The sequence below is a fragment of the Kordia zhangzhouensis genome, assembly GCF_001005305.1.
Classification (GTDB): Bacteria; Bacteroidota; Bacteroidia; order Flavobacteriales; family Flavobacteriaceae; genus Kordia; species Kordia zhangzhouensis.
This window is the reverse complement of sequence record NZ_LBMH01000008.1, coordinates 83,146-101,131: the sequence shown is the minus strand read 5'-3', so window position 1 is coordinate 101,131 and position 17,986 is coordinate 83,146. Positions and strand designations below refer to the sequence as shown.

Genomic DNA, 17,986 nt, shown 5'->3' with positions numbered 1-17,986 from the left:
AACAAATTTACAGATGAAGAAAACCGTTGTATTAATTTTCAGTTTACTCTTTACTTTTCATTGCTTTTCGCAAGAAGTGAAAGAAAAAAAGAAAAAAGCCGTTACCTCAACCTATTACTTAATTCGTCATGCAGAGAAAGATAGAAGCGATCAACAAAATAAAGATCCTGAATTGACAAAACAAGGAAATAACAGAGCTGTGTATTGGGCAGAAGTTTTTAAAAATGTTAAATTTGATGCTGTTTACTCTACCAATTACCAACGCACGCTACAAACGGCACAACCTACTGCTGAAGCAAATGAGCTAGAAATAGAACTATACGATCCTTTTAATTTGAAGCTTGATAAGTTTTTAAAAGAAACAAAAGGAAAAACAGTTCTTATTGTTGGTCACAGCAATACTACTCCTGCTATAACCAATCGATTATTACAAAACGAAACATTCGAATCTATTGCAGATAACAATAATGGAAACCTATATATTGTTACAATCACTGGAAAGGTGAAAACGGTTCAATTGTTAACGATTAATTAGAAAAATACATGCAAAAGAAAAAGGATACTTAGACTAAGTATCCTTTTTTTTATACCAATTAATTTGTGTTAGAACTTCATTCCAAAACCTACACCAATAATCCATGGATTGATATCTACATCAGCTCCTACAGTTGCACCTAACGCACTAGTTGCATTAACAGTTGCGTCCGTTTGAAGGAATATTTTTTTAACGTCTAAGTTCAAAAACCAAGTATCGTTCAAAGCATAATCAAATCCTGTTTGAAAAGCTACCCCAAAACTGTTATCATAACTCACATCATCTGCCACAGGTCCTTCATCTTCACCATAAAAAATTGTATAGTTTACTCCTGCACCAACATATGGTTTAAAATTACCTATCGGATAATGATATTGAAATGTAAGTGTTGGTGGTAATAACCAAACATCTCCAAGATTTATAGTACCAGCAGCTGTATTCACAGCTTCTACATCATGATTCGTAGTTGCTAAAATTAACTCTGCTGCCCAGTTTTTTGAGAAAAAATAAGTAAAATCCAACTCCGGAACGTATGCTGTCGAAATAGAAACATCGCCTCCAATTGCTTCAATAGAAGCACTTTCACTTGGAATTACTGAAATAAAACGAGCTCTTACTTGCCACTTTTTACTATCCGTTTGCTGTTGTTGTACATCTTCTTGTGCTGTTAGCTGAAAGACACCTAACATTAAAAAAACACCTAAAATTGCTTTTTTCATAAGTCTATATTTAATAATTCTGAGGCAAATATATGGCTGACTTTTTCCTAGAAAAATGACGTAAATCATAGCATACTAAATTATATTATTTCTATTTCGTAATGCGAGTATAAACACTGCGTTGTCATTTCAAAAAATGTTAGTACCTTTGGCAATTCATGCAAAAAAATATAAACATACAAAACAAAAAAGCGCGTTTTCAATACGAAATTTTAGAAACGTATACTGCAGGAATTGTTCTTACGGGAACTGAGATTAAATCTATTCGTATGAGCAAAGCTTCTATTGCTGAAAGTTTCTGTGAATTCAACGAACGCGGAGAACTTTTTGTGGTCAACATGTACATTGAAGAATATATGTACGGAACACATTACAATCATAAACCTCGTAGTACTCGCAAATTATTGTTAAATAAAAAAGAGCTTCGAAGTTTACACAAAAATGTTAAGAATAGTGGCTTAACGATTGTTCCTTTACGTTTATTCATCAATGAAAAAGGACTGGCAAAATTATCTATTGCTTTGGCAAAAGGAAAGAAAATGCATGACAAACGTGAAACGATTAAAGATCGAGATAACAAACGAGATTTAGATCGTGTTAAAAAAAGTTTTCGTTAACTGTTAAACACAGCCGAGCCTCTGTAAAAATTGCCCGGCTGATTCATTCTTTATAAGCCTACTAATTCTTTTTGCAAATTGTTTTCTTGAATAGATATTTGCTGTTCTATCAACCTAGCAAAAAGCCAAACAAAAGGTTCAGTTTGACCTGCCAATTCGCAAGTATTATCACAAATACTATCTAGCAATGCCTGTGTGTTATGTGTACACAGCGCTGTTACTGCCCGCTGATCCTTAAATATTAAAGAACAATAAGATAAGTCTGCAAAATCATTCTCAGCAATACGAATTGCATTTTTTTCTATCTGGATAATAATTGGTGTTGCTTCTTTTGAAGTTGCTATTTTGATTTTAAAATCTGGAACGGGCAACATACTACTTGCAAGTCTTTTTGTAATCTGTGAAATAAAAGAATCGCTCCAAGTCATTAAATCTTTTCGCAATGGTTTTCTATTTTCTACATTATTTTTCTTTTCTCTTAGTAGCATATCCACTTCTTTTTCTGCTTCTTGAAGAGCTTTTAGAGTTGTATCCACATCTTCTTTTGTGTGAGCCGCAGAACATATGAAACGCAATCTTCCTTTCCCATTTTCCACAATTGGATACGTTACTGCCGAGGTTTGAACTCCTCGTTTATACATACCTTGTACAATAGCATACAATTTATCCTTATCACTAAAATGTGGAGTAACAATTGGTCCATCTCCTGTTCCCAAATCATAACCTGCTTTTTCAAACTGCTTACGCATGTAACGAGTGGTTTCCCAAAGACGGTCTCGAAGTCCTTGATCTGTACGAATACGTCGCAAAGCTGTCAATGCCGCTGCCATGTCTGCTGGACTTATAGAAGCTTGAAAAATATAAGCTCTTGATGATGACTTTAAAAAATTTACATGCTCTTGACTAGCAGCTACAACTCCACCTAAACTTCCCAAAGCTTTACTCAATGTTGTCATTATAAAATCTACTTCTTCGGTTACTCCTTGCGCTGCACATATCCCTGCTCCATTTTTTCCATAAAACCCAAATGAATGTGCTTCATCAACCAATACCAAAGCTCCATATTTTTTTGCAGTTTGTACAATAGTTGCTACCGGAGCAGCACCTTCTCCCATACTATACACTCCTTCCAAAACTACCAATATACTTTTGTATGGAGATACTTCCGATTGTAAAACAGCTTCAAGATTTTCTGCACTATTATGTTTAAAAGTTCGTACTGTTGCCCCGCACAAACGTGCTCCATCAACAATAGAGGCATGGCACAATTGATCAATTATCACTACGTCATTTGCCCCTAAAAGTCCTGCAACTGCTCCTACATTGGCAGTGTAGCCTGTAGGAAAAAGACAAGCGCTAGGTTTTCCTACCAACGCAGCAAATTCTTTTTCAAATTCCAAATGATGATCAGTCATTCCTGAAGCCGCTGCAGAAGTTCCCATTCCAGTTCCAAAGGCTTGTAGAGCTTTGGAAGCTTCTTTCATTACTTGAGAATCACGATTTAATCCTAAATACAAATTGGTAGTCCAAATGATAGCATCTTGTACATCGTCATTATAAGCGTCTCCAACAATACCTTTGGTTGCACTGCCTGTTTTCAATATTTTACTGTATGGATTTCTTCGGTCATCATTTACCATTTTCATTACTTCTTGAACCAATTTACTTTTATCAGTTACATTCCATGTGGCTACTTTTGCCGCTTGAAATGTTGGATGACTTGATTGGATGTGTGACTGAAATACCGATAATGTATTTGATGATGAGGGACGCGCAGCTTTTATATTGGAGGTTGATAGTTCTCCTGATAATTGATTGGCTAACAATTCTGGAGTAGCATTTTCTAAAATAGTTCTAGCCGAAATCTTTTTTCCTAACATCTTAGAGAGTCTATTACTAAATTCTAGAATTGTTAATGAATCTAGCCCAAGTCCATCAAAAGATTGATTTACAACTATTTTGCTAGGCTCTTGTAGGTTTAAAATCGCTGCTACTTCTTTTTGAATAGTTGTTAAGATAGAGTGTTTTTGATTTGAAATCGTTGTTTCATCAATTACAGAAGTTCCTTCCTGCTCTTCTACTGCATATTGTTCTTTACTTATTGTAGCTAGCTTTTTTCTATCTAATTTATCGTTAGGTAATAAAGGCAATTCATCACGATGGTAAATTCGTTGTGGCACCATATATTTTGGCAATCGTTTCCCTAAAAAATCTTTAATTTCTTCATCAGAAACTGTTTTATCATTCTTAACAATATGCACTGCAAGCATTTTTTGTCCCAAACCTCCTTCAATAGCTATTGCAGCAGCAGCTTGAATTCCATCCATTGATTCAAGAGTCGATTCTATTTCTCCCAGTTCTATCCTATATCCTCTTATTTTTACTTGTTGATCTACACGTCCTAAAAATTCAATTTCACCATTTTCCAATCTACGGCATAAATCTCCTGTTTTATATAAACGTTTATCTCTAATTTGTGGATGATTTTTAATAGTAATGAATCGTTCTTTTGTTTTTATTTCATCATATAAATAGCCACGTGCAAGTTTACTACCTGCTAAGTGTAATTCACCTGCTTCTCCAATAGGTACAACATTCAATTCTTCATCTAAAATATAGCTGCGTGAATCAGGCACAGAAGTTCCTATGGTAACAACTTTTGTTTCACGAGAGATCTCTGCAATTGTTGAATATACTGTATCTTCCGTTGGCCCATATGCATTAAATATTTTTTTGATTGATTGTTGCTGAAATGCCAATTCTACTACTGAACGCTTCAAAGCTTCTCCTCCAAAAACAAGACAGGTCAAATTTTTAGGAAAATCTTCTGTTGAAAGTAGTGCTTGTACTGATGATGGAACCATTACACAAGTTTTTACTTTATCTTTTGCAGGTATTTGTGTTAAGTCGAGTGCATTTTTAGCTAGTATAATAGTCCCGCCAAGAGACAGTGTTCCTAGTATTTCCATTACAGATGTATCAAAACACACAGAAGCTGCAGCTAAGAGCCCATTTAATTCTTCTGTACTAAATGTTTCTTTCATTGATTGCCTCATTGCTACCACGTTTCGTTGCTCAACAGCTACACCTTTGGGTGCTCCAGTTGAACCCGAAGTATAAATAACATATGCTAAATCAGTTGCTTTAGCATATACTTTAGTATCTGCATAACTCCCTACTTCTCCTATTCGAATTATTTTTTGGATTTCATTACACAGAGTAGCAGTTTCTTGATTGCTAACAATGGCTGCTACTGCTTGCGAATTTACCAACATATAGTCTATTCGCTCTTTAGGATAAGTTGGGTCTAACGGGACATATGCACAACCTGATTGCATTACACCAAGTAATGCAGCAACTAATTGCCAAGTACGATTCATGCATACGCCTATTAAAGAACCTTTGGAAATACCGCGGCTTTTCAATTCGCCAGCTACCTCATCTACTTTTCTCTGTAAGTCTTTATAATAAATTTCAGAAGTTCCATCAATAATTGCAACTCTATCTGGGTTTTGGAGCATTTGTCGTTTGATTAACCCAATACACGTTTCTGCTAATTTACTTCCTAAGGTCTGGTCCAAATAAGACGATATAAATAAACGAAGTTCATTAGCAGACATGGCAACTATATCAGTTTTCGCTTCAATCTTTGCAGATTGAAGCATTGCTATACGATTTTTAGTAATTTCAGTTTTGTTAGAGCCAGCATTGAAGCGTTCCCACTGATTAGAATCATTCTGTAACACATACAGAAATTGGATGAATGTATTCATAATTGTCCTTTTTATTAGTTTCAAAATGGTTGTATCATTCCAAACTTTAAGGATTAGGGAATTCAATTATTTTCTTTAAGTTTTCTTATAGTGAACATGTCACTTTAACAAAATTTCGAGGCATGAATACAGTAGAATTTTCAATTAAAAAGATATAGATTATTTTTTAACTGAGTTTTAATTCACAGAAAGTGTTCGCTATTCTTTTAATTGACGTTTCTTAAAACTAGAGTTTAATTACTCAAAATCAAAATATTAATTTATTTTTTAAGATATTGTAAAATATTTAGTTCTTATTTTCCAACATTGGCACAAAGCGGAATTCTCCAAATTCTTGTTTAGAAAATTCTTTTTCAGAAGTTCTTACAAATAAAGTCATGATTTGTTCTTTTCTGCCTACAGGAATAACTAGCTTTCCTCCTACTTTTAATTGTGCTAATAAAGCTTTGGGAACATAAGGAGCTCCAGCTGTAACTACAATACCATCAAAAGGTGCTTCGGTTGGTAATCCTTTATAGCCATCACCAAAAATGAGTTTTTTGGCTCTGTATCCTAATTTGGGCAAAAACAAACTGGTTTTTTTAAATAACTCTTTTTGACGTTCAATGCTATATACTTTTGCGCCTAATTCGAGTAACATAGCAGTTTGATAGCCACTACCTGTACCAATTTCTAGAATTTTGGCTCCTGGAGTTACCTCAAGAAGTTGTGTTTGAAAGGCCACAGTATAAGGTTGAGAAATTGTTTGATCAGCTCCAATAGGAAATGCTTTATCTTGGTATGCATGTGCTTCAAAACTCGAGTCCATAAACAAATGACGCGGAATGTTTCGAATTCCATTCAGTACTTTTTCATCTGTAATTCCCTTATCAGCAACTATTTGTGCCAATTGGTTTCGCATTCCTTTATGTTTGAACGTATCTTTCATCCTACCACAAAAATAACAGCTTTTTTCAATCTCAAAATACTTTTTTTACATGAAAATACAACATATTGAAAACGAATGCTTTTGGATTTTATCTGCAAAAGTCGCTCTATATTGATTGTAAAGACGAAGTTATTTACAGAATTGTTCTCGATTACTCAAAAGATTTTAGAAAAATAAATTATTTTTGTGGAAAACACTTTCTTTATGTTAAAAGCTGGAGTTTTAGGTGCAGGTCACTTAGGAAAAATTCATCTTCGATTATTACAACAGTCTTCCAAATATGAACTTATTGGTTTTTATGACGCAAATCCTGAATATGCAAAGAAAATAGCTAAACAATTTGGCTATACATATTATTATTCTATAGACGCTTTGATTGATGCCGTAGATGTAATTGATATTGTAACTCCTACACTTTCACATTATGAATGTGCAAAACAAGCTATTGAAAAAGGCAAACATGTGTTTATAGAAAAGCCTATTACAAATACAATAGAAGAAGCTGAAGAGTTAATTGCCTTAGCCAAGAAGCATAACGTAAAAGGGCAAGTAGGTCATGTTGAACGTTTCAACCCTGCATTTACAGCAGTAAAAGACAAAATTAACTCACCTATGTTTATCGAAACCCATCGTTTGGCTGAGTTTAATCCTCGTGGAACAGATGTTCCTGTAGTATTAGACTTAATGATTCATGATATTGACGCCATTTTAAGTGTGGTCAATTCAAAAGTAAAAGATATTCATGCAAGCGGCGTTTCGGTAATTAGCAATTCGCCAGATATCGCCAATGCTCGTTTAGAATTTGAAAATGGTTGTGTTGCCAATTTAACTTCAAGTCGTATTTCAATGAAAAACATGCGTAAAAGCCGTTTTTTTCAACGTGATGCTTACATTGCTGTAGATTTCTTAGAAAAGAAAGTTGAAGTTGTTAAAATGAAAGATGCGCCTAAAAAAGCAGATGAATTTGCTCTTATCTTACAGAATGCTGAAGGTGTAAAAAAGCAAATCTACTTTGAAAATCCCGACATTTCAGAAAACAATGCAATCCTCGATGAGTTAGAAACATTTGCCGACGCAATTCATAATGACACAACTCCTATTGTTCCACTAGAGGAAGGAACTGAAGCGCTACGTATTGCTATTCAGATCATCGAAAAATTCAAAAAATAAAATCCTAATGAAACAATATATAATCATCACTTTACTTGTAGGGCTTTTTACGATATCGTTTGCGTTTGCACAACAAGAAGTAAACATTAAAAAGCTTGAAGAAGTAGACATTTCTGCATTTATAAAAGATGTGCAAGTCATAAAAAAAGAAGGAGACAACTTTAAAATGGTTTGGTGGATTCCAAATCAATATTGGAAACTTGCAATGCAGGGTTCTGAACTAGTCCCTGCAAATTTTTTAAATGACATTGAAGATATTTTCAAAGGATACATTTTAATAGGCACAATACATACAGAATTGAACATATATGGTGGTATGCGTAAAAAACCTACGCAATTACAATTAAAAGATGCCGAAGGAACTATTTACGATGAACTTGACCAAGAAACGCTTCCAAGTGAATACATTTCTATGTTGAACCAAATAAAACCAGCAATGGAAAATACGTTAGGGCAATTTGGAAAACAAATTCGTTTTCATGTATTTAATGAAAAGAGTAAAGATGGAAAAACAATTGCATCTCCAACACAAACTGGCAAATTTACCGTAGTATTCAATACAGAAACACAATTCGTTTTTCGTCTTCCTCTATCAAGCATGGTTGAAGAAAAACAATGTCCTGTAGATAACGAATTATTGAATGGAAATTGGGAATATTGCCCTTGGCATGGAAAAAAACTAACATTACAGAACTAAATAAAAAATTATACACATGATGAAAAATGTAGCTGTTATTGGAGCTGGAACTATGGGAAATGGAATTGCTCATACGTTTGCTCAATTTGGCTTTAAAGTTCAATTAATTGATATTTCACAAGCTTCTTTAGATAAAGGTATCGCTACGATTACAAAAAATTTGGATCGTATGGTGGCAAAAGAGAAAATCTCTGAAGAAGAAAAACAAAATACGCTTACTAATATTACCACTTACACCAATATTAGAGAAGGTGTTGAATATGCTGGCTTGGTGGTAGAAGCAGCCACTGAAAATGTAGATTTGAAACTAAAAATTTTCAAAGATCTTGACGAGTTATGTCCTGATGATACAATCTTAGCAACAAATACATCATCTATTTCAATAACACAAATTGCAGCTGTAACTTCTCGTCCAGAAATGGTAATTGGTATGCACTTTATGAATCCTGTCCCTATTATGAAATTAGTAGAGATTATTCGTGGGTATAATACTTCTGATGAAGTAACAAACACAATCATGGAACTTTCAAAACAATTGAATAAAGTTCCTGTGGAAGTAAATGATTACCCAGGATTTGTTGCCAATAGAATTCTTATGCCAATGATTAACGAATCAATTGAAACCCTATACAATGGCGTAGCTGGTGTTCAAGAAATTGATACCGTAATGAAACTAGGAATGGCACACCCGATGGGACCTTTACAATTGGCTGACTTTATTGGATTAGATGTATGTTTGTCAATTTTGAATGTAATGTATGAAGGATTTAAAAATCCAAAATATGCTCCTTGTCCTCTACTTGTAAATATGGTAATGGCAGGAAAACTTGGGGTAAAATCTGGAGAAGGATTTTACGATTATTCAGAAAGTAGAAAAGCAGAAAAAGTCGCTAAAATGTTTAGTTAATCATGATCGATACTAAACCGTATCAATTAAAATATTCCACATACCGAAGTATCGTTTTCAATAAGTTAGGAAGAAATAGTATCCAACTGTTTCCCTTTTTACTTATGTGGACTCTGCTCTTCGGTTGGCAAATGGGTAGAATTATTGCGCTATACAGCGTATTAGCATTACTCATTGTAGGACTCAGTGTATTATTATGGTTTTCATTTAAAAATTTAAAACCTTTCTTAAAAAAAACACAATTACGGTTTGATGAAGAATCTTTTTTCATAACTATTGATGAAAATACTTCACAGTGGAAATACGGGCAATTGAGAAATGTTATTGTTGCTGAGCATTATTGGCTTTTATACATTACCATCAACAAGTATGTGTATGTATCTAAAGATATTTTTCATTCGGAAGCAGATTTTATCAAATTCAAATCGCTCATAAAAGGTTGAGACAACTTGTGTACATATGTTGTTTTTGTTTCTTTGCTTGTCAACAAACTCCCAAAATTCAAAAGCAACCATCTCCTCAAAAAGAGATTCAGTCTAAAAAAGAAAAGTTTTCATTTTTAGATAGTCTATTCACAAAAAATGCAACCTATAAAGCGACTGGTTTTGACTTTCCTGTGGGTAAACCAAATGCAAAAAATTACTACAATGCTCAATCCTTTACGGAAAACAATCACTTAGGAGATGATTGGAACGGAATTAGTGGCGGAAACACAGATCTTGGCGATCCCATATTTGCTATTGGAAACGGGTATGTACAATTTGCAGAAGATATTGGAGGTGGTTGGGGAAAAGTAATACGTATCATTCACCAATACAAAGGAAACTATTATGAATCTCTATATGCGCATTGTGATACTATCTCCGTAAAAAAGGGTAATTTTGTTAGCAAGGGTAATCAAATAGGTACTATTGGAAATGCTAATGGTATGTATTATGCTCATTTACATTTAGAAATCCGAGATCAGATATTTATGGATATTGGTAGCGGATATAGCCAAAGTACAAACGGATATATAGATCCTACTTTATTTATCAAATCAAACAGAAACGAATCGTGGCAAAAATAAATCCTTTCAAAGCAGTTCGTCCTACGCGAGACAAAGTGAGTCTTGTAGCTTCTCGTTCCTATCAAAGCTATACACAAGAAGAAAGAGAAGCACGCTTGGATTACAATCCATTTTCTTTTTTACACATAGTCAATCCAGGTTACAAATACCATCAAGAAGATATATCAGGACAAAAACGTTATAGTCTGGTTCGTAATCGATACTTAGAGTTTAAAGAAGATGGCATTTTTGTACAAGACGAAAAACCTTGTTTTTATATCTACAGAGTGGTAAATCGTGAAGGGCAAATATTTACGGGAATCGTAGCTGCTGCGAGTACTGAAGATTATGAAAACAATATTATCAAACGACACGAGGACACTATTGAATATAGAGAGCAAATTTTTAAAGATTACTTAAAAACGGTAGGATTTAATGCCGAACCAGTATTACTTACCTATCCAGACTCTTCAACGATACAAACAATCCTAGAAAAATACACAGAAACTCGTGCCGAATTTGAATTCACAACCACATATAGAGACACACACTATTTATGGCTAGTAGAAGATGACGAAGATATATGCATTATTCAAAAGGAATTTTCTCAAATGGATGCTATTTATATTGCCGATGGACATCACCGGTCAGCTTCTTCTTATCTTTTAAGCGTGGATGCTTCTAATGAAAACAATGAAGTGAAACCCAAAGATACCTATCGCTCATTTATGAGCTATCTAATTCCTGAATCTGAATTGCGTATACACGAATTTAATCGTTTGATAAAAGATTTAAACGGATTAACAAAAGATCATTTCTTACTAAAACTTGATGAATACTATCGTATTGAAAATCGTGGATTGGAACTATACAAACCATCAAAAAAACATCATTTTAGCATGTATTTGGATGGTGAGTTTTATTCATTGTACTTACGAAGAACCAATTACGAATTTACAGATTCGCTCAGCGAACTAGACACTCACATTTTATACATTACCATTCTCAAACCAATTTTAGGAATTACCGATTTACGCAATGACAGTAGAATTGATTATGGATATGACAAACACAATGTCATTGAAATGAAAAATCGAATCGATTCTGGCGAATTTGCAGTAGGTTTTGGGTTAGTTCCTGTAACAGTTGATGAGATGAAACGCATTGCCGATGAAGGCTTAACCATGCCTCCTAAGAGTACCTATATAGAACCAAAGCTTCGAAGCGGTGTTGCTATTTACGAATTTTAAAAAAGATTACACATACAATGTCAATAGCTTCTAATTTAAAAAATATACAAACTATTCTTCCAAAACATGTAACACTTGTCGCTGTTTCTAAAACGAAACCAATTAGTGACCTGCAAGAAGCGTATGATGCTGGGCAACGCGTGTTTGGTGAAAATAAAATTCAAGAAATGGCTGAAAAATGGGAAAAACTACCCAAAGATATTTCTTGGCACATGATTGGACATGTTCAACGCAACAAAGTAAAATACATGGCTGAATTCGTAGAGCTTATTCATGGCGTAGATAGTGTAAAGTTGTTAAAAGAAATAGATAAACAAGCCCAAAAATATAATCGTGTCATTAATTGCTTGCTTCAGCTAAAAATTGCAGAAGAAGATTCAAAATTTGGCATGACTCCCGAAGAAGTTTCTACGCTACTCTGCTCTGAGGAACTGCTACAATTAAAACATGTAAAAATAATTGGCTTAATGGGCATGGCTACATTTACCGAAGATATACAACAAATCCGTAAAGAATTCAAGTTCTTAAAAACTACTTTTAACAAATTACAGCAACAACATCCAAAACTAGAAATTGTTTCAATGGGAATGAGTGGTGATTATCAACTTGCTATTGAAGAAGGAAGCACTATGGTTCGCATTGGAAGTAGTATTTTTGGCGCTCGAAATTATACGGCTACAAACTAGCTAATCGCTAGGATATGTTTATATTTATACCAAATTCTTAAAAGAAAACATATCGTTTGTACGCTATATTAGACATAGAGACTACTGGTGGAAAGTATAATGAAGAAGGCATTACCGAAATTGCAATCTACCGATTTGATGGTTATGAAATTGTTGATCAATTTATTAGTTTAGTCAATCCAGAACGCGAAATTCAGCCCTTTGTTGTAAACTTAACGGGCATTAATAACCAAATGCTTCGCGATGCTCCCAAATTCTACGAAATTGCCAAACGCATCGTCGAAATTACTGATGATTGTATACTGGTTGCACACAATGCAAATTTCGATTACCGAGTGCTTCAAACTGAGTTTGACCGTTTAGGTTACGAGTACAAGCGGAAGAGTCTTTGTACAGTTGAGTTGTCAAAAAAATTAATTCCAGAGATGGAATCCTATAAATTAGGAAAACTGGTGCGCGCATTAGGAATTCCCATGAGCGATCGGCACAGAGCTTCTGGAGATGCTTTAGCCACTGTCAAGCTTTTTCAATTACTTCTTGATAAAGATTCTGAAAAAAGTATTATTCGTAAAGCTGTAAAAACTGAAATCAAAAAAAAGGTAGCTACCCGTTTATTGGATATTATTGAAAACGTGCCTACCGCCACAGGTGTTTACTACATGCATAATGCAAAAGGTGACATCATCTTTATTGGGAAAAGTCGTAATATCAAAAAAAGAGTCAACCAGCATTTTACAGGCACAAATAATAAAGCTAAAAAGTTGCAAAAACAAGTAGTCGCAGTAACTTTTGAACGTACAGGAAGTGAATTAATCGCCCTTTTAAAAGAAAGTGAAGAGATTAGACGGAAAAGACCAATGTATAATCGTGGACAAAAAAACAAATCTTTTCAATGTGTTCTTCGTTCTGAAACAAATCAAGAAGGTTACCATACTTTGCGAATTGAAAAAGCAGATGCTCGTAGAAAATACATAACCTCTTTTAGTAATTTGTCACAAGCAAAACATATTATGTTTAAGCTTACAGAAGATTTTAATTTATGTCAAAAATTAAATGAGTTAGATGCTGCAAAGTCAAATTGTGCTCAATATACCATCAACAAATGTAATGGAGCTTGTATAGCCAAAGAAACTGCTTCTGCATATAACGAACGTGTACAACAAGCTATTAAAAAATATAGTTTTATAAATCAAAGTGTCATTATCGTCGATCGTGGTCGTCATCATGATGAACGAAGTGCTATTTTAATCGAAAATGGAGAGTATAAGGGTTTTGGTTTTTATAGTTTGAATTATCAAATTACCAATAAAAATGTCCTGAAGTCAATTATTACACCCATGGAAAATAACAAAGAAGTACAACATATTATTCAAAGCTATCTTCGTCGAAAAAACAAATTAAAAATTATACCACTGTCATAAACCATGAAATCATTTTATCTTACCATCTTCTTGTTATGCACATTTGTATGCCAAGCTCAAAAGACAATTCATGAAAAATTCAACAAAGTAACGTCTGATGAACTACGCATGAAAGTGTATGATAAAGATACTACTGCACATGCTGTAGTTTTAGAAGAATATGGAGAAACATACTTTGATGTTCTTTATGATCGTATCTATTTAATAAAACATTTTTACGCTAAAATTAAAATCATAGATAAGCAAGGATTGGCTTATGCAGATATTAAGATTCCTTTTTACAAAAATGGAAAATCTGTTGAGCAAATTGTAGACATTTCTGCTATTACTCATAATTCTGATCAGATTGATTATTTAGAAAAAGATCAAATTTTTTCTGTAGATCTTTCAAATTATTACAGTGAAAAGCGCTTTACATTTCCTAATGCCAAGCCTGGAAGTGTATTAGAGTATCGCTACACGTTGCAATCGCCTTTTATTTACAATTTTGAAGGATGGGATTTTCAAGCAGATATCCCTAAAGTATATAGCGAATTTAATGCTCGTATTCCTGCAAACTATCGCTACAATAGAACATTAAAAGGATTTCAAGAGTTGGCAATCAACGAAGCTTCTGTAGAAAAAAGATGCTTTGAAATTCAAGAATTTCGCGACAAAGCCGATTGTGAGCTACTACGCTATGCTATGAAAGATATTCCTGCGTTCAAAGAAGAAGCTTTCATGCTATCAAAAAATAATTACATCTCTAGAATCGCCTTCGAAATGTCTGAATTGATTCGCTTTGATGGTACTAAAGAAGCTTTCACAAAAACGTGGAAAGCGGTAGATACTGACATGAGAAAAGATAAAGATATCGGTGCTCAAGTACGTAAAAATAATTACTTTAAAAACCAACTTCCTGAAACAATTCTCAACGAATCATCAGAGCTTAAAAAAGCACAAAAAATATACAATTTTATCAAAAATCACTACACGTGGAATGGTGAATATGGACTTTTCAGAGATGCAAATGTTCGACAGGCATTTCAAAACGGATCTGGAAACGTTGCCGAAATCAATATCTCTCTCATAAATAGTTTATTGGCTGCCGATTTGAAAACAGAAACCGTTATGCTCTCTACCCGTGCCAAAGGGTTACCTACACAAAAACATCCTGTTATGAGTGACTTTAATTACTTGATTGCTAAAGTTACCATTGATGGAAAAGAATATCTACTAGATGCCACTGACAAATTTTTATCATTTGGATTATTACCAATTCGCGCACTTAACTATAACGGTCGTGCTATGGACTTTAAAAATCCTAGCTATTGGTACACAATCAGTCCTACCTCTGAAAATCGTCAAAACACTACTATTCGAATAACTGTTGATGAAGATGGAGAAGCCAAAGGACAAATTGCACAGGTACATACAGGTTATTTAGGATATGAAAAGCGCAAAGACCTAGATGAAATAGATGAAGATAAATATTTAGATAATCTTGAAAAGAAACTAACTTTTATTGAAATAGATGAGTACAAAACAAAAAATAAAAGTGATGTAGACAAACCAATTACCGAAAGCTTTTCTTTTTCTTTTAATGAAGGGGCTTTTGCTGGAAAAGAGACATTTTTAGATCCATTCTTAAAAAAAGTACTAGCTTCCAATCCCTTTCAGTTAAATGAGCGTCAATATCCTGTAGACTTTGCATATCCTCGTATATACACCACTCGTTTTTTAATGTCAATACCAGACAACTTTTCATACAAAAACCTTCCAGAAAATCAAGAATTTACGCTAGCTGGCGGAAAAGCTGTCTACGCAATTAATGTAACACAGCAAGGCGGACAATTAAATGTATATTTTCAACTTGTGATTGGTGGCTATTATTACGAGCCTGAAGAATATCAAGCATTAAAAGAATTTTTCGGAAAGGTAGCAACCTTACAATCAAATACACGAATCGTGATTCAAAAGAAATAATTGTATTTTTATCATATGGCAACAAATTGGAAAGCGAAACTTCACGAAATCATTTATGAGGCCGATACGCCCGAAGGAAAACTATTTGATGTGATTCTTCTCATTTTAATCTTAGCTAGTATTTTGCTAGTTATGCTAGAAAGTGTGAGTGAATTTGCCTCAAAATATGGTACTTTTCTGTATGTTTCTGAATGGCTCATCACAATTTTATTTACCATTGAGTATTTTGCTCGAATTGTTTCCATCAAAAAGCCTTCAAAATATATTTTTAGCTTTTATGGAATCATTGATTTGATTTCTACAATTCCAATGTATTTATCGTTCTTCTTTGTTGGAACGCAATCGTTAATCGCATTTCGAGCCTTGCGTTTAATGCGCATTTTTAGAGTATTAAAACTTGGTCGCTACATTGGAGAATCAAATAATATTATGCGCGCCCTGAATGCCAGCAAAATCAAAATAGGTGTATTTATCATGTTTATCTTGATTCTTTGTACCATTTTAGGCTCTATTATGTACTTAGTAGAAAGTGAGCAAGACAGCGGTTTTACGAGTATTCCTCGAAGTATATATTGGGCCATTGTAACTTTGACAACGGTTGGTTATGGCGATATTGCTCCATATACAGCTTTGGGACAATTTATTGCTTCTATCATTATGATTTTAGGATACGGAATTATTGCTGTTCCTACAGGAATTGTAACAGCAGAAATGGCTACTTTAGATAAAGTAGACCTTAATACACAATCGTGTCCAAATTGTGCTGCAGAAAAACATCGAAATGATGCTGAGTATTGCTATAATTGCGGAGAAAGTTTGCATCCAGAAGAAACAGATTAACCCTTATTTTTCATGTCTAAATACCTAATCTCAATTGTTGGAGCTACCGCCATTGGAAAAACTGCTTTAAGCATTCAGCTTGCTCAACATTTTGATACCGAAATTATATCTAGTGACTCTCGTCAATTTTTTAAAGAGATGAAAATTGGCACTGCAGTTCCTTCAAATGAAGAATTGAGTGCTGCTCCTCATCATTTCATCCAACATATTAGCATTTTTGAATCCTATAATGTTGGACAATTTGAAAAAGATGCCATTGCAAAATTAGATGAATTATTCTCCAAATATGACGTAGTTATTATGGTTGGCGGAAGTGGTTTGTATGTTGATGCTGTTTTAAGAGGATTGGATGATTTTCCAAAAGTAGACCCGAAAATTAGAGAAGAACTAAATGAAAAATTGGCACAAGAAGGCATCGAATCTTTACAAACAATGTTGCAAAAGTTAGATCCTCACTATTATAAACGTGTTGCTTTAGAAAATCCGCATCGTTTGATACGTGCATTAGAAATAAGCATTGGAAGTGGAAAACCTTATTCTAGTTTTTTGAAAGATAAAACTGTTACTCGAAATTTCACTCCAATCAAAATAGGACTAACAGCTGAAAGAGAGCTCATGTATAGTCGCATTAATCAACGAGTAGATAATATGATAAAAGAAGGCTTATTGGAAGAAGCTAAAAGCTTGTATCCTTATAAAGACTTAAATGCGCTACAAACTGTCGGCTATCGAGAATTGTTTGCCTATTTTGATGGAAAAAGTACCTTGGAATTTGCTGTGAGTGAGATTAAAAAAAATACGAGACGCTTTGCAAAACGACAGGGAACATGGTTTCGAAAAGATGAAGAAATTCTTTGGTTTGATTATCAAGAACGTGTAGAAAATATTATTGATAAGATTCAAGATATAATGAAAAAAAGATATGAATCAACAGATTGAGAAATTGGTAAAAAGTTTAGAACTATTACCTCATCCCGAAGGTGGATTTTATAAAGAAGTCTACAGAAGTAGTAAAACAATTGCTAAAACAGCGTTGCCCGACAATTTTTCAGGAGATCGCAGCTATTGTACAAGTATCTATTTTTTGTTGACTTCCGAAAATTTTTCTGCGTTTCACAGAATCAAACAAGATGAAATTTGGCATTTTTATGGAGGAAGCTCTTTAAGCGTACATGTAATTGACCCAAATGGAAAATATACGGAACATCATGTAGGTATGAATTTTGAAAAAGGAGAACAGCCACAACTAGTGGTTCCGGCAGGTTGTTGGTTTGCTTCTAGCGTTTCACAAAAAGATTCATATGCATTTGTGGGTTGTACAGTGGCACCAGGATTTGATTTTGACGATTTTGAGTTGGCTAATCGTGCCGATTTAACGAAAGAATATCCGCAACACGCTACTATTATCCAACAATTGACAAGATAAAAGT

General features: G+C 34.0%; 17 protein-coding genes. 14 read left to right on the top strand and 3 right to left on the bottom strand.

The window, feature by feature from the left end; translation table 11 throughout:
* Positions 1-13: 13 nt before the first annotated feature.
* Positions 14-535, top strand: coding sequence for a phosphoglycerate mutase family protein (locus AA088_RS13130; RefSeq protein ID WP_046745477.1), 522 nt, complete (start codon positions 14-16; stop codon positions 533-535).
* Positions 536-603: 68 nt separating this feature from the next.
* Here AA088_RS13130 and AA088_RS13125 read toward each other — a convergent pair whose 3' ends face one another.
* Positions 604-1,254, bottom strand: coding sequence for an OmpW/AlkL family protein (locus AA088_RS13125; protein ID WP_046745476.1), 651 nt, complete (start codon positions 1,252-1,254; stop codon positions 604-606).
* 158 nt (positions 1,255-1,412) lie between these two features.
* Here AA088_RS13125 and smpB point away from each other — a divergent pair, with 158 nt between their 5' ends.
* Positions 1,413-1,871, top strand: coding sequence for an SsrA-binding protein SmpB (gene smpB, locus AA088_RS13120; RefSeq protein ID WP_046745475.1), 459 nt, complete (start codon positions 1,413-1,415; stop codon positions 1,869-1,871).
* A 50-nt stretch (positions 1,872-1,921) separates the two neighbouring features.
* Here the strand turns inward: smpB and AA088_RS13115 are convergent, their stop codons facing one another.
* Together AA088_RS13115 and AA088_RS13110 are read right to left on the bottom strand one after the other, a co-directional pair.
* Positions 1,922-5,644 carry an amino acid adenylation domain-containing protein gene (locus AA088_RS13115; RefSeq protein WP_052752896.1) on the bottom strand — a complete coding sequence of 1,241 codons (3,723 nt, stop codon included), beginning with the start codon at positions 5,642-5,644 and terminating at the stop codon, positions 1,922-1,924.
* Between the two features lie 286 nt (positions 5,645-5,930).
* A complete protein-coding gene (locus AA088_RS13110) occupies positions 5,931-6,572 on the bottom strand; it encodes a protein-L-isoaspartate(D-aspartate) O-methyltransferase (RefSeq protein WP_046745474.1) in 642 nt (213 codons plus the stop codon).
* Positions 6,573-6,776: 204 nt separating this feature from the next.
* Here AA088_RS13110 and AA088_RS13105 point away from each other — a divergent pair, with 204 nt between their 5' ends.
* Genes AA088_RS13105 through AA088_RS13050 form a run of 12 tightly spaced genes read left to right on the top strand, consistent with a single transcriptional unit; the run spans position 6,777 to position 17,982 of the window.
* A complete protein-coding gene (locus AA088_RS13105; RefSeq protein WP_046745473.1) occupies positions 6,777-7,742 on the top strand; it encodes a Gfo/Idh/MocA family protein in 966 nt (321 codons plus the stop codon).
* 7 nt (positions 7,743-7,749) lie between these two features.
* Complete coding sequence (locus AA088_RS13100; RefSeq protein WP_046745472.1) at positions 7,750-8,439, top strand: hypothetical protein; 690 nt, start codon at positions 7,750-7,752, stop codon at positions 8,437-8,439.
* A gap of 19 nt (positions 8,440-8,458) precedes the next feature.
* Positions 8,459-9,346: a 3-hydroxybutyryl-CoA dehydrogenase gene (locus AA088_RS13095; RefSeq protein ID WP_046745471.1), complete on the top strand. Its 888-nt coding sequence runs from the start codon at positions 8,459-8,461 to the stop codon at positions 9,344-9,346.
* Between the two features lie 2 nt (positions 9,347-9,348).
* Positions 9,349-9,789, top strand: a complete 441-nt coding sequence (locus AA088_RS13090; RefSeq protein WP_157547208.1) for a YcxB family protein — start codon at positions 9,349-9,351, stop codon at positions 9,787-9,789.
* On the top strand, positions 9,786-10,415 hold the full coding sequence (locus AA088_RS13085) for a M23 family metallopeptidase (protein ID WP_052752895.1): 630 nt from the start codon (positions 9,786-9,788) through the stop codon (positions 10,413-10,415). The genes AA088_RS13090 and AA088_RS13085 overlap by 4 nt, the downstream gene beginning before the upstream one ends.
* Complete coding sequence (locus AA088_RS13080; RefSeq protein ID WP_046745469.1) at positions 10,403-11,644, top strand: DUF1015 domain-containing protein; 1,242 nt, start codon at positions 10,403-10,405, stop codon at positions 11,642-11,644. The genes AA088_RS13085 and AA088_RS13080 overlap by 13 nt, the downstream gene beginning before the upstream one ends.
* Positions 11,645-11,661: 17 nt before the next feature.
* Positions 11,662-12,330, top strand: coding sequence for a YggS family pyridoxal phosphate-dependent enzyme (locus AA088_RS13075; protein WP_046745468.1), 669 nt, complete (start codon positions 11,662-11,664; stop codon positions 12,328-12,330).
* Positions 12,331-12,386: 56 nt separating this feature from the next.
* Positions 12,387-13,751 carry an exonuclease domain-containing protein gene (locus tag AA088_RS13070; RefSeq protein WP_046745467.1) on the top strand — a complete coding sequence of 455 codons (1,365 nt, stop codon included), beginning with the start codon at positions 12,387-12,389 and terminating at the stop codon, positions 13,749-13,751.
* 3 nt (positions 13,752-13,754) lie between these two features.
* Positions 13,755-15,716: a DUF3857 domain-containing protein gene (locus AA088_RS13065; RefSeq protein WP_046745466.1), complete on the top strand. Its 1,962-nt coding sequence runs from the start codon at positions 13,755-13,757 to the stop codon at positions 15,714-15,716.
* A gap of 15 nt (positions 15,717-15,731) precedes the next feature.
* Complete coding sequence (locus AA088_RS13060) at positions 15,732-16,556, top strand: ion transporter (protein WP_046745465.1); 825 nt, start codon at positions 15,732-15,734, stop codon at positions 16,554-16,556.
* Between the two features lie 12 nt (positions 16,557-16,568).
* Positions 16,569-17,495, top strand: a complete 927-nt coding sequence (gene miaA / locus AA088_RS13055) for a tRNA (adenosine(37)-N6)-dimethylallyltransferase MiaA (RefSeq protein WP_046745464.1) — start codon at positions 16,569-16,571, stop codon at positions 17,493-17,495.
* On the top strand, positions 17,479-17,982 hold the full coding sequence (locus AA088_RS13050; RefSeq protein WP_046745463.1) for a cupin domain-containing protein: 504 nt from the start codon (positions 17,479-17,481) through the stop codon (positions 17,980-17,982). Before miaA ends, AA088_RS13050 begins: the two co-directional genes overlap by 17 nt.
* The last annotated feature ends 4 nt before the right edge of the window (positions 17,983-17,986 follow it).

Excerpts from the sequence above, each read along its gene's own strand:
- AA088_RS13130 (WP_046745477.1), top strand. The coding sequence starts at position 14 with ATGAAGAAAACCGTTGTATTAATTTTCAGTTTACTCTTTACTTTTCAT.
- AA088_RS13125 (WP_046745476.1), bottom strand. The coding sequence starts at position 1,254 with ATGAAAAAAGCAATTTTAGGTGTTTTTTTAATGTTAGGTGTCTTTCAG.
- smpB (WP_046745475.1), top strand. The coding sequence starts at position 1,413 with ATGCAAAAAAATATAAACATACAAAACAAAAAAGCGCGTTTTCAATAC.
- AA088_RS13115 (WP_052752896.1), bottom strand. The coding sequence starts at position 5,644 with ATGAATACATTCATCCAATTTCTGTATGTGTTACAGAATGATTCTAAT.
- AA088_RS13110 (WP_046745474.1), bottom strand. The coding sequence starts at position 6,572 with ATGAAAGATACGTTCAAACATAAAGGAATGCGAAACCAATTGGCACAA.
- AA088_RS13105 (WP_046745473.1), top strand. The coding sequence starts at position 6,777 with ATGTTAAAAGCTGGAGTTTTAGGTGCAGGTCACTTAGGAAAAATTCAT.
- AA088_RS13100 (WP_046745472.1), top strand. The coding sequence starts at position 7,750 with ATGAAACAATATATAATCATCACTTTACTTGTAGGGCTTTTTACGATA.
- AA088_RS13095 (WP_046745471.1), top strand. The coding sequence starts at position 8,459 with ATGAAAAATGTAGCTGTTATTGGAGCTGGAACTATGGGAAATGGAATT.
- AA088_RS13090 (WP_157547208.1), top strand. The coding sequence starts at position 9,349 with ATGATCGATACTAAACCGTATCAATTAAAATATTCCACATACCGAAGT.
- AA088_RS13075 (WP_046745468.1), top strand. The coding sequence starts at position 11,662 with ATGTCAATAGCTTCTAATTTAAAAAATATACAAACTATTCTTCCAAAA.
- AA088_RS13065 (WP_046745466.1), top strand. The coding sequence starts at position 13,755 with ATGAAATCATTTTATCTTACCATCTTCTTGTTATGCACATTTGTATGC.
- AA088_RS13060 (WP_046745465.1), top strand. The coding sequence starts at position 15,732 with ATGGCAACAAATTGGAAAGCGAAACTTCACGAAATCATTTATGAGGCC.
- miaA (WP_046745464.1), top strand. The coding sequence starts at position 16,569 with ATGTCTAAATACCTAATCTCAATTGTTGGAGCTACCGCCATTGGAAAA.
- AA088_RS13050 (WP_046745463.1), top strand. The coding sequence starts at position 17,479 with ATGAATCAACAGATTGAGAAATTGGTAAAAAGTTTAGAACTATTACCT.